The following is a 12,538-nucleotide window of genomic DNA, read 5'->3' on the forward strand; positions in this document are numbered from 1 at the left end:
GGCCACCAGGAGAACGCCATGAGCGACCCCAAAGGCGACGTTGGGGCGCTGCGCCTCCATTACCGCAGTGAAAAATCGGCCCTGCTAGAACGCCTCGGTGTGCAGGGCTCGTCGTCGCGCGGCGTGCGCAGCGCGCTGCAGCGCCTCACGCGCTTGACCGACCAGACCCTGCGCGCGCTCTGGAGCCAAGCTGGCTTTGGCCCCGGCTACACCTTGATGGCCGTGGGAGGCTACGGGCGCGGCGAGCTGTTTCCATTTTCCGACGTGGACGTGCTGGTGCTGCTGCCCGACGGCAGCCAGCCCGAGCAAGACGAAACCCTGAAAGCCCGGCTGGAAGGCTTCATTGGGTCTTGCTGGGACGTGGGCCTAGAAATTGGCTCCAGCGTGCGCACCGGCGCCGACTGCTTGGAAGAAGCAGCCAAAGACGTGACGGTGCAAACCTCGCTGCTCGAATGCCGCCTCATTTGCGGCAGCAAGGCGCAGTTCAATGCCCTGGTGGGCCAGCTGAACGAAGCCATGGACCCCAAAGCCTTTTTTGTGGCCAAAACACTGGAAATGCGCCAGCGCCACAACAAGTTTGAAAACACGCCGTATTCGCTGGAACCCAACTGCAAAGAGTCGCCCGGCGGCTTGCGCGACCTGCAAATCATCTTGTGGGTGGCCAAAGCAGCCGGCCTGGGCCGCAGCTGGGACGAACTGGCCCGCAAAGGGCTGGCCACACCGCTGGAGGCCCGGCAAATCAAGGCCAACGAAGCCCTGCTCAGCCTGATTCGCGCCCGCCTGCACCTGCTGGCCAACCGCCGCGAAGACCGTCTCGTCTTTGACCTGCAAACCGCCGTGGCCGAGTCGTTTGGCTTCAAGGCGCAAGTACCCGCCGTGATCACACCCAGCGGGCCAGGCACGCACACGCCACCCGCAGCCCGAGGGATGCGCCGCGCCAGCGAAGCGCTGATGAAGCGCTATTACTGGGCAGCCAAAGCGGTCACCCAGCTCAACCAGATCTTGCTGCTCAACATTGAAGAGCGCCTGAGCAGCGACGACGCCGGCGTGGACCGCCGCCGCCCGCTGAACGAACGCTTTTTTGACAAAGGTGGCATGCTGGAGGTGGCGCACGACAACCTGTATGTGCAGCAACCCCATGCCATCCTGGAAACCTTTTTGATCTACCAGACCACGGTGGGCATCAAGGGCTTGTCGGCCCGCACTCTGCGCGCGCTGTACAACGCGCGGCCGCTGATGAACGCTCAGTTCCGCGCCGACCCGGTCAACCGCGCCACCTTCTTGCGCATCTTGCAAGAGCCCGAAGGCATCACCCACGCCATGCGGCTGATGAACCAGACTTCGGTGCTCGGGCGCTACCTCTGGGTGTTCCGCAACATCGTCGGGCAGATGCAGCACGACCTGTTCCATGTCTACACCGTGGACCAGCACATCTTGATGGTGCTGCGCAACGTGCGCCGCTTCTTCATTGCCGAGCACTCACACGAATACCCGTTTTGCTCGCAGCTGGCCGCCGGCTGGGACAAGCCGTGGATCTTCTACGTTGCCGCGCTGTTTCACGACATAGCCAAAGGCCGTGGCGGCGACCACTCCGACCTGGGCGCCAAAGACGTGCGCACCTTCTGCCGCCAGCACCGCATGGCCCGCGAAGACAGCCAGCTCATCGAGTTTTTGGTGTCTGAGCACCTGACCATGAGCCGCATGGCGCAAAAGGAAGACCTGAGCGACCCAGACGTGATCAACGCCTTTGCCCAACGCGTGGGCAACGAACGCTACCTGACCGCGCTGTACCTGCTCACCGTGGCCGACATACGCGGCACCAGCCCCAAGGTGTGGAACGCCTGGAAAGGCAAGCTGCTGGAAGACCTGTACCGCTACACACTGCGCGCACTCGGCGGGCGCGCGCCCGACCCCGGCGCGGTGGTGGAAGCCCGCAAACGCGAAGCCCTGTCTCTGCTGGCGCTGCACGCCCTGCCCCACCTGGCGCACAAAGCGCTATGGGACACGCTGGACGTGAGCTACTTCATGCGCCACCAGGCCGACGAAATTGCCTGGCACACCCGGGTGCTGACCAAACAGCTGGCTCTAAGCGCCGCGCAAACCAGCGCCCAACTGGCCACGCAAAATGCCCGCGCCGCTGCCAAACGACCCGCGCCGCCAGCAAGTGCAGGCGATGCAGACACGTCGGTCGCCGTGCCGGGCGAACACTGCATCGTGCGCGCCCGCCTCTCACCCGAAGGCGAAGGCCTGCAGGTGCTGGTGTATGCACCCGACCAACACGACCTGTTTGCCCGCATCTGCGGTTACTTCGACACCTCGGGTTTCAGCATTCTGGACGCGCGCATCCACACCACCCAAAACGGCCACGCGCTCGACACCTTCCAGGTCGTGGCGCCCACGCTGTCAGAGCACTACCGCGAACTCATCGCCATGGTTGAAAACAACCTGGCGCAGACCATTGACGAACGCGGCCCCCTGCCCGCCCCCAGCAAAGGCCGCCTGTCGCGCCGGGTCAAAAGCTTCCCCGTCACGCCCCGGGTGGACCTGCGACCCGACGACAAAGCGCAACGCTGGCTGCTCAGTGTGTCGGCCAGCGACCGCGCCGGCCTGTTGTATTGCATTTCACGGGTGCTGGCGCGCTACGACATCAGCGTGCAACTGGCCAAAATCACCACCCTGGGCGAGCGCGTGGAAGACACCTTCCTCATCAGCGGATCGCAGTTGCAGGTGAACAAACGGCAAATCGAGATTGAAACCGAGCTGCTGGAGACGCTGGAAGGCTGAGCCCTTCCGGCTTGCCAGGCATTCGGCCCGGTTTTGCCTGCACGCCTTCTCCCGCTTGCGGGGGATGGCCGGGGTGAGGGTCTTCCAACACCTCGGAACCGGAGCCACAGCCCCTTTTCAGCTCCCGTCAATCATCGTCACCCGCATCCAGCCCAGGAAACAGCACCTCGGTAAAGCCAAAGCGGGTGAAGTCTCGCACCCGCATGGGGTACAGCTTGCCCCACAGGTGGTCGCACTCGTGCTGCACCACACGGGCATGAAAGCCCTCGGCTTCGCGATCAATGGCCTGGCCCAGCGCATCAAACCCCTGATAACGAATGCGCCTGAACCGCGGCACCACACCACGCAGGCCCGGCACAGACAAACAGCCCTCCCAGCCCTCTTCCTCTTCGTCGCCCAGCGGCGTGATCACCGGGTTCACCAACACCGTGCGCGGCACCACGGGTGCATCTGGGTAGCGCGGGTTGGGTGCGTCGGTGCCAAAAATCACCACCTGCAGGTCCACCCCAATCTGCGGCGCCGCCAGACCCGCGCCGTTGGCGGCCGCCATGGTTTCCAGCAAATCGGCTACCAGGCGGTGCAGCTCGGGCGTGTTGAAGTTAGCCACGGGTTGGGCCACGCGCAGCAAGCGCGGGTCGCCCATTTTCAAGATGGTGTGAATGGTCATGGAGGTGCATGAGGGGTTATGGATTACCCCGTGGGGTGTTGGGCCAGGCCGCTATAAAGTGCAGTTTTGAACCGCTTCGGAGGATTTTCCATGCAAACACGCGTTCGATCGCTGTTCCCCCTTTCTAACCGGCTGCGCTGGGTCGCCACCGCCTTGCTGCTGGGCGGATCGCTGGTTTTTTTCAGCCCCCAGGCCAGCGCCCAAGGGGCCGAAATCTTCAAAGACGCCAACCTGGCACTTGGTGAAAAACTCATCGCCGAACACAAGTGCGTGGCCTGCCACGTCAGCAAAGTGGGCGGCGACGGCAGCGCCATGTACAAGCCGCTGGGCAAGATCAATACCGCCGGCCTGTTGCGCGGCATGGTTGAGATGTGCAACACCAGCATGAATCTGGGCCTGTTTCCCGAAGAAGTGAACGACGTGGCGGCGGTACTCAACCGCGACCATTACAAGTTCAAATAACGAGCCATCTGGAGATGGCTGTGGGCGCATGGACTGACCGAGATGCGGAAGCGCGTTTTAGCGAGTTCTTGGAGGCGTGCCTCGTGGAATGGCCACAGAGGGCGACCAGAAGCGGTGTTGAGTTTGCCGCGCTGGTGCCGGTGCAAGCAGGGCGCCAAGGGTCCGCAGCTTTTGCAGAAACTGGCAATCAGCCGATACGTTTCAGTACCAACCCATCATCACAAATGGCTTGGGCTGATTTTTCAGTGCAACGATTCGTATCCACAAGCCGGTGCAGTTTTTCCGCAAACTTAGGCAAGCAACCCCATCATCCCCGCCTCGTCAATCACCGCCACCCCCAGCGCCTGCGCTTTGTCCAGCTTGCTGCCGGCTTCTGCACCGGCCACCACGTAGTCGGTTTTTTTGCTCACTGAGCCAGCCACTTTGGCCCCTGCGGCCTCCAGCAGGTCTTTGGCCTGGTCGCGGCTGAGCTTGGGGAAGGTGCCGGTGAGCACGAAGGTTTTGCCGGCCAGGGGCTGGGCGGCGCGTTCAGCGGGTGCGCCCTCTTCCCAGTGCAGGCCACAGGCGCGCAGTTGCTCCACCACCTCGCGGTTGTGGGGTTGGTCAAAAAAGGTGCGAATGCTTTGCGCCACCACCGGGCCCACGTCGTTCACTTCCAGCAGCTCTTCTTCGGTGGCGTCCATGATGCGGTCGAGCTGGCCGAAGTGGCGGGCCAGTTCTTTGGCGGTGGCTTCGCCCACATGGCGAATGCCCAAGCCAAACAAAAAACGCGGCAGCGTGGTGGTTTTGGACTTTTCCAGCGCCGCCAGGATGTTCAGGGCCGACTTGTCGGCCATGCGGTCGAGGTTGGCCAGGGCCATGAGGCCCAGGCGGTACAGGTCGGGCAGGGTTTTCACCACGCCGGCGTCCACCAGCTGCTCCACCAGCTTGTCGCCCAGGCCTTCCACTTCCACCGCGCGGCGATGGGCGAAATGCAAGATGGCTTCTTTGCGCTGGGCGCTGCAAAACAGGCCGCCGGTGCAGCGGTAGTCGGCCTCGCCGTCCTCGCGCACGGCGGCGCTGCCGCACACCGGGCACTGGTGTGGCATGGTGAACGGGGGCGGGTTGCCCACGCGCTTCTCGGGCAACACGGCCACCACTTCAGGAATCACATCGCCCGCGCGGCGCACGATCACGGTGTCGCCCACACGCACGTCTTTTCTGCGTGCTTCGTCTTCGTTGTGCAGGGTGGCGTTGGTCACGGTCACGTTGCCCACAAACACGGGCGCGAGCTTGGCCACGGGCGTGAGCTTGCCGGTGCGGCCCACCTGCACGTCAATAGTGAGCACGGTGGTGAGCTGCTCTTGCGCTGGGTATTTGTGGGCCACGGCCCAGCGCGGCTCGCGGGTGACGAAGCCCAGCTGGCGCTGCAGTGCGAGCGAATTGACCTTGTAGACCACGCCGTCGATGTCGTAGGGCAGCTGCTCGCGGCTGGCGCCGATGCGCTGGTGAAAGGCGATGAGTTCGTCCGCTCCGTGCGCCACCGTGGTCTGCTCGGCCACTGGGAAACCCCAGGCTTTGAGCTGCATGAGCAGTTGAAAGTGGGTGTCAAACACCGGGCCGCCTAGCTCGGGTGGCGTCATGTCACCCAGGCCGTAGGCAAAAAAGCTCAGGGGGCGCTGGGCGGCAATGCCCGAGTCCAGCTGGCGCACCGCGCCGGCGGCGGCGTTGCGCGGGTTCACAAAGGTTTTTTCGCCTTTGGCACCGGCTGCCATCTTGGCGCGCTGCTTGTCGTTGAGCGCATCAAAGTCGTCGCGCCGCATGTAGACCTCGCCCCGCACCTCCAGCACGGGCGGTGCGTCGGCCGGCAAACGCAGCGGAATCTGCCCGATGGTGCGAATGTTGGCCGTCACGTCTTCCCCCACCTCGCCATCGCCGCGCGTGGCGGCTTGCACCAGCACACCGTTTTCGTAGCGCAGGCTCATGGCCAGGCCGTCAAACTTCAGCTCGGCCACGTATTCCAGCGAGGCATCTGCTTCGCCAAGCCCTAGCGCGCGGCGCACGCGGGTGTCGAAGTTTTGGGCGCCGGTGGGTTCGGTGTCGGTCTCGGTGTTGATGGACAGCATGGGCACCGCGTGACGAACCGGCGTGAAAGCGTCCAGTACCCGGCCACCCACCCGCTGCGTCGGTGAATCCGGCGTCAACAACGCCGGGTGGGCCGCCTCCAGCGCCTGCAGTTCACGGAACAGGCGGTCGTACTCAGCGTCCGGAACTTCAGGCGCATCCAGCGTGTAGTACAGGTGGGCGTGGCGGTTGAGCTGATCGCGCAACTCGGCCGCGCGCTCGGTCGGCGTGGGCTGCAATGAAAACAGGTCAGGGGTCGTCATAAACAAGATGCTACGAATCTGAAGGAGGTCTGACCCAGAACGCCGCGGAACCGGCTCAGCCGGGCCGCCAGCGTTGCCCCCCTGCGGGTGACGCCGCAGGCGGCGCGGGGGGGTTAACTAAACAGCCTGCGCGCCTGCGCCGAGCCCGCCGCCAGGTCGCGGCTGTCCAACGCGTCGTACAGGCTTTCCAGGTCGGCGCCGATGCGGTCCATGGTGTCGGTGGACAACAGTTGCCCAGCGTCGTCGGTGATCACGCCGTCCATGGCTTCTGCCAAGGCGGCGGCAGCCTGGCGCATGCGCACAAACGGCTGTTCACTGCGCGGCACGTGGGTCACTTCCAGCGACAGGGCGATGTCGCGCAGGGCGCTTTGTTCGGGGTCGTCGGCCATGGCGGCCTGGGGGTCAAACGCCAGGCTGAGGACGGGCGCCTGGCCTTGCTGGCTACCGGCCAGCACCATGCGACCGGGCAAGGCACCAGGCACAAAACCCAGGCGGGCGGCGTGCTGCGCCACATAGCCGGGGCTCCAGGCGGCGCGGCGTGCGCGCAGGGTAAAGCCCAGCTGCGCGTCGTGGCCGCTTGCAAACGCGTCAAGTTCGCGGGCGCGGGCCACTTCGGCGCGCATATCGGGAAAGTCGGGCGCGGCGCCCACCGCGTCGGCAAAGGCCTGGGCCTTCACCACAAATTCAGAAAACTCAATGTCGTTGAGTGCACCCGAGCGGTTGGCCAGCTGGACACCGGCCTGCAAGGCCCGGTAGCGCTGGCCAAGGCGGGGGGTTTCCCACTCGCCCGTGGCTTCGCTCAGCCCTTCCACGGCAAAGGGTTTGCTGCCGACCCGGCGCGTGCCGGGCAGCGCAGCGAGCAAGGCGTCACCAGACACTTCGCTTTCAAGCAACAGCGGGGTGATGACGTCAATCAGGGCGTCAAGCCCGGCTTTTTTCTCAGGGGGGTTGACCACGTGGTTGAGCGTGACCGGCACCATGGGCGGCGGCTGCAGGCGTTCGGCATCGACCGTCGCGTTGGCATCGCTGCAGTTGCTACCGCTCTCAAACTCGCCGCCCAGCACCGGGTCGATGCGGTGATCGCCGCGTGGGCGAGGCTCGACAATGTCGGCCACGGGGGCGGTGTCGTCAAAGCCAGTGGCGTCGCTACGGCCGTCTTGCACGCGCTCGCTCGCCGTGCGCGGTGCGCTCTTGCGCGTGATCCAGGCGTTGTAGGCGACCACGCCCGCCAGCACGAGACCGCCGATGATGGCAAGACTGATTTGCAGTGTGCTCATGGTGCTTGGGACTTGGTTTTTTTTAGGAGGACTCAATCATGCCGGCAGCGGACTCCATGTCCACCGCGACGATGCGGGAAACGCCCTGTTCTTGCATGGTCACGCCAATCAGTTGTTCGGCCATTTCCATGGCGATCTTGTTGTGGCTGATGAACAGGAACTGGGTGCCTTTTTTGCTCATGCTGGTGACCAGCTTGGCGTAGCGCTCGGTGTTGGCGTCGTCCAGCGGCGCGTCCACCTCGTCCAGCAGGCAAAACGGAGCGGGATTGAGCTGAAAGATGGCAAATACCAGCGCAATGGCCGTTAGGGCTTTTTCCCCCCCAGAGAGCAGGTGAATGGTCTGGTTTTTCTTGCCCGGTGGCTGCGCCAGCACCTGCACGCCCGCGTCCAGAATTTCCTCTCCCGTCATCACCAGGCGGGCGTTGCCGCCGCCAAACAGCTCGGGGAACATGCGCCCAAAATGGCCGTTGACGGTCTCAAAGGTGCTGCCCAGCAGCTCGCGGGTTTCGCCGTCGATCTTTTTGATCGCGTCTTCCAGCGTGTTCATGGCTTCCACCAAGTCGGCTGACTGCGCGTCCAAAAAGGTTTTGCGCTCGCGCGCGGCGGTCAGTTCGTCCAGCGCGGCCAAGTTCACCGCGCCCAGCGCCTGGATTTCACGGTGTATACGGTCAATCTCGCTTTGCAGCCCCGTCAGGCGCACGTTGCCTTCGGTCACGCTTTGGGCCACGGCGGCCAGATCGGCTTCGGCTTCGGTCAGCAGTTGGCTGTATTGCTCCACCCCCAGGCGCGCGGCCTGTTCTTTGAGTTGGAAGTCGGTGATGCGGTTGCGCAGCGGCTCCAGTTCGCGCTCCAGCTGCAGGCGGCGTTCGTCGCTGACGCGCAGTTTGGCGGTGAGGCCGTCGTAGTCGCTGCGCAGCGTGCCCAGCGCCTGCTCGCGCTCCATTTTCACGGCCAGCGCGCTTTGCAGCCCACCTTGGGCGGCGGCGTCGTTCAGGCGGGCAAGCTCGTCGCGGGCGCGCTGCTCTTCGTCGGCCAGCGACTTTTCTTGGCTGGCTGCCGTTTCCAGCGAACGCTGCAACTCGCCCTGGCGCGCTTGCAGGCTGCGCAGGGCAAACGTGGCCTCCTGGGCGGTGCGCTCCAGCGTGCGTTGCTGCTCGCGCGCCTGGCTCAGGGCGCGCTCGGCGACAATCACCTTGTCGTCCAGCTGAGCGTGGCGCTCCTGGCTGTCGGCCAGTTGCATGTCCAGCTCTTCAAAGCGGGCTTCGGCGGTCACACGGCGTTCTTGCAGTTCGTCCAGCTGGGCGTCCACCTCGGCCATGTCGCCCGCAATTTGCTCACTGCGTGCGCGGGTTTGCTCGGCCAGCTGGGCCAGGCGCAGGGCTTCCACCTGCAGTTCGTGGGCGCGGGTGCGGGCGTCGGCGGCTTCGCGGCGGGCGCTCACCAGGCGCTGGGAAGCGTCGGCATAAGCGGCTTCGGCGCGCACCAGCGCGGTGCGAGACTGCTCGGCCATGAGCACCTGGGCGCGCACTTCTTTTTCCAGATGTTCAATTTCTTGCGCCCGGGCCAGCAGGCCGGCCTGCTCGCTGTCGGGAGCATAAAAGCTCACGCTGTGCACGGTAACGGCGTGGCCACCGGGCACAAAGATGGCTTCACCCGCCTGCAATTGGCCGCGCTGCGCCAGCGCTTCTTCCAGCGTAGCGGCCGTCAAGCAGCCGTGCAGCCACTCGCCGAGCAAGGCTTGCTGGGCAGCGTCTTGCTGGCGCAGCCAGCTGGCCAGCGGCTTAAGGCCAGTGGCGCTGGCAGCATCCAGCACGGGCGCTGCGCTGGCGGGCAGGTTGTAAAAGGCCAGTTTGGCGGGTGGTGCGTCGTTGCCAAAGGCGCGCATCATGTCCAGGCGCGACACCTCCAGCGCGCCCAGGCGCTCGCGCAGCGCGGCTTCCAGGGCGTTTTCCCAGCCGGGCTCCACATGCAAACGGCTCCACAGCGCTTGCAGGCCGTCCAGACCATGCTTGGTCAACCAGGGCCGCAGCTTGCCGTCGGTGCGCACCTTATCTTGCAGCGCTTTGAGCGCTTCAAGGCGGGCTGACAAATCGGACTGCCGCGCCGACTCTTGGTTGACCACCTGCTGCGCGCTGCGGCGCTCGTCGTCAAGCTGGGGCACGCTGTCTTGCAGTTCCTGCAACACGGCGTCGTTCAATTGGGTGAGTTCTTGCGCGCTGGTCAGCTGGGTTTGCGCCTGCTCCAAGCGCGCTTCGTCGGGCGCGGCCAGTGCGTTGCGGTCAGCGGCCAGGCGCTCACGGCGCTGGTTGAGCTGGCGGCTTTGTTCTTCGATGTTGCGCTGCTCGGCGGCCAGCACCTGAATTTGCTGCTGCACCTGCGTCACGCTGGCGCGCTGTTCGTTGGCGCGGCTCTGGGTCTGGCGCAGGCTGTCTTCCAGTGCGGGCAGGGCCATGGCCTGTTCTTCGCCCTGCGCCGCCAGCACGACCAACTTGTCTTCGGCCTCCAGCATGGCTTCGGCCAGTTGCTCCAGCTCCAAGCCGGCGTCTTCGCTGCGCGTGCTCCAGGCGCCGATTTGCTCTTTGAGCTGCACCAAACGCTGTTCCACCCGCTGGCGGCCCTCCACCACAAAGCGAATCTCAGCTTCCAGCTTGCCGACCTCGGCGGTGGCTTCGTAGAGCTTGCCCTGCGCCTGGTTCACCTGGTCACCAGCGGCGTAGTGGGCCTGCCGAATGGTTTCCAGTTCGGACTCCACACGCCGCAGGTCGGCGGTGCGCGACTCCAGGTCGTTGAGCGCTTGCGCGGCGTCGTTTTTCACCTTGGCCTGGTCGGCATCGGCCTCGCTGCGTTTCAGAAACCACAGCTGGTGCTGCTTGAGCGTGGCGCCGGCTTGCAGGGTTTTGTAACGCGCTGCCACCTCGGCCTGTTTTTCGAGCTTGTCGAGGTTCGCATTGAGTTCGCGCAGGATGTCTTCCACGCGGGTGAGGTTTTCGCGCGTGTCGGCCAGGCGGTGAGCGGTCTCGCGGCGGCGCTCTTTGTATTTGGAAACCCCGGCGGCCTCTTCAAGAAACAGGCGCAGCTCTTCGGGCTTGCTTTCAATGATGCGGCTGATGGTGCCCTGGCCAATGATGGCGTAGGCACGCGGTCCCAGGCCGGTACCCAGAAACACGTCTTGCACATCGCGCCGGCGCACCGGCTGGTTGTTGATGTAGTAGCTGCTGGTGCCGTCGCGGGTGAGCACGCGCTTGACCGCAATTTCGCCAAACTGGCCCCATTGGCCGCCCGCGCGGTGGTCGGCGTTGTCAAACACCAGTTCCACGCTAGAGCGGCTGGCTGGTTTGCGGGTGTTGGTGCCGTTGAAGATCACGTCCTGCATGGACTCGCCACGCAGCTCAGACGCTTTGGACTCGCCCAGCACCCAGCGCACCGCATCCATGATGTTGGACTTGCCACAACCATTGGGCCCCACCACGCCAACCAACTGGCCAGGCAGCATGAAGTTCGTCGGTTCGGCGAACGACTTGAACCCGGATAACTTGATCGAATTGAGGCGCACGGGAATTCGGTCGCGGATGGCTAACTGTTTGATTTGTAACGAAAATCCTCCCCCCACAGGGGCCGGACCGCAATGCGCATGATACCCGTGTCCACCCACCCCCGGCCCTGGGGACGCCCCTGCGCCAGCAGCCCTGCATCGCGCCTTGGGATAATGCACGCCATGAATCCCAAGTTGTCCCTCTTGCAGCCCTACCCCTTCGAGCGGCTGCGCAAGCTGTTTGCCGACGTCACCCCCAACCCGGATTACCACCCGATCAGTCTGGGCATAGGCGAACCCAAACACGCCACGCCCGACTTTCTGAAGCAGGCCCTGGCCGCCGCGCTCGACACCGGCCTGACCACCTACCCCGCCACCGCCGGCGAGCCCGCTTTGCGCGAAGCCTGTGCCGCCTGGCTGCAGCGCCGCTACGGCGTGAGCGTGAACCCGGCCACCCAGGTGCTGCCGGTGAACGGCTCGCGGGAAGCGCTGTTTGCCTTTGCGCAGACGGTGATCGACCCGACCCAGCCGGGCGCCACGCTGGTGTTTCCCAACCCGTTCTACCAAATTTATGAAGGTGCGGCGCTGTTGAGCGGTGCCCGCCCGCACTACGTGGCCAGCGACCCGGCCCGCAATTTTGCGGTGGACTGGGACAGCGTGCCCGAAGCGGTGTGGGCCCAGACGCAACTGGTCTTTGTGTGCTCGCCCGGCAACCCCACCGGCGCCGTGATGCCGTTGGACGAATGGAAAAAGCTGTTCGACCTGAGCGACCGCTACGGCTTTGTGATTGCTTCGGACGAGTGCTACAGCGAAATTTACTTCCGCGACGAACCGCCGCTGGGCGGGCTGGAAGCGGCGCTGAAGCTGGGCCGCACCGACTTCAAAAACCTGCTCATGTTCACCAGCCTGTCCAAGCGCAGCAACGTGCCGGGCCTGCGCAGCGGCTTCGTGGCAGGCGACGCCGCGCTGATCAAGCCGTTTTTGCTCTACCGCACCTACCACGGCGGCGCCATGAGCCCGGCCGTGCAAGCCGCCAGCGTGGCGGCCTGGAACGACGAGGCCCATGTGGTGGACAACCGCCGCCAGTACCGCGAAAAATTTGCCCAGGTCACACCGGTGATGGCCCAGGCGCTGGACGTCGCCCTGCCCGACGCCGCGTTTTACCTGTGGGCCGAGGTGCCCGCGGTGTTTGAAGGGCGCATTCCCGGCCTGACGGCAGATGAAGCCTTTGCCCGCGAATTGCTGGCTCAATACAATGTGACGGTTTTACCGGGCAGCTACCTGGCCCGAGAAGTGGCCGGCGTCAACCCCGGCAAAGCCCGTGTCCGCATGGCGCTGGTGGCCGAGCCCGCCGAATGCCTGGACGCCGCAGGGCGTATCAACGCGTTTGTGTTCCACAACGACTGATCCCTAACTTTTTTTCACTGCATCTTTTCTACAGAGCCTGAGA

The 12,538-nt window shown here is 64.6% G+C and carries 7 protein-coding genes; 3 read left to right on the forward strand and 4 right to left on the reverse strand.

The window, feature by feature from the left end; all coding sequences use genetic code 11:
* Positions 1-18 precede the first annotated feature (18 nt).
* Positions 19-2,784, forward strand: coding sequence for a [protein-PII] uridylyltransferase (locus ACTG4K_RS11265; RefSeq protein ID WP_439114299.1), 2,766 nt, complete (start codon positions 19-21; stop codon positions 2,782-2,784).
* Between the two features lie 127 nt (positions 2,785-2,911).
* Here ACTG4K_RS11265 and def read toward each other — a convergent pair whose 3' ends face one another.
* Positions 2,912-3,451 (reverse strand): peptide deformylase, encoded by a 540-nt coding sequence (gene def, locus ACTG4K_RS11270; protein WP_439114300.1) that lies wholly within the window; start codon positions 3,449-3,451, stop codon positions 2,912-2,914.
* A gap of 90 nt (positions 3,452-3,541) precedes the next feature.
* Here def and ACTG4K_RS11275 point away from each other — a divergent pair, with 90 nt between their 5' ends.
* A complete protein-coding gene (locus ACTG4K_RS11275; RefSeq protein WP_439114301.1) occupies positions 3,542-3,913 on the forward strand; it encodes a hypothetical protein in 372 nt (123 codons plus the stop codon).
* A gap of 290 nt (positions 3,914-4,203) precedes the next feature.
* On the opposite strand, the gene ligA is transcribed toward ACTG4K_RS11275, so the two are convergent.
* The 3 genes from ligA to smc all read right to left on the reverse strand — a co-directional run bounded on the left by ligA (position 4,204) and on the right by smc (position 11,109).
* Complete coding sequence (ligA, locus tag ACTG4K_RS11280) at positions 4,204-6,279, reverse strand: NAD-dependent DNA ligase LigA (RefSeq protein ID WP_439114302.1); 2,076 nt, start codon at positions 6,277-6,279, stop codon at positions 4,204-4,206.
* A 113-nt stretch (positions 6,280-6,392) separates the two neighbouring features.
* A complete protein-coding gene (locus ACTG4K_RS11285) occupies positions 6,393-7,556 on the reverse strand; it encodes a cell division protein ZipA C-terminal FtsZ-binding domain-containing protein (protein WP_439114303.1) in 1,164 nt (387 codons plus the stop codon).
* A 22-nt stretch (positions 7,557-7,578) separates the two neighbouring features.
* A complete protein-coding gene (gene smc, locus ACTG4K_RS11290) occupies positions 7,579-11,109 on the reverse strand; it encodes a chromosome segregation protein SMC (RefSeq protein ID WP_439114304.1) in 3,531 nt (1,176 codons plus the stop codon).
* A 162-nt stretch (positions 11,110-11,271) separates the two neighbouring features.
* Between smc and dapC the strand changes: the two genes are divergently transcribed.
* Positions 11,272-12,495 (forward strand): succinyldiaminopimelate transaminase, encoded by a 1,224-nt coding sequence (gene dapC, locus ACTG4K_RS11295; protein ID WP_439114305.1) that lies wholly within the window; start codon positions 11,272-11,274, stop codon positions 12,493-12,495.
* The last annotated feature ends 43 nt before the right edge of the window (positions 12,496-12,538 follow it).

This window comes from Hydrogenophaga sp., from assembly GCF_965657535.1.
Taxonomy (GTDB): Bacteria; Pseudomonadota; Gammaproteobacteria; order Burkholderiales; family Burkholderiaceae_C; genus Hydrogenophaga.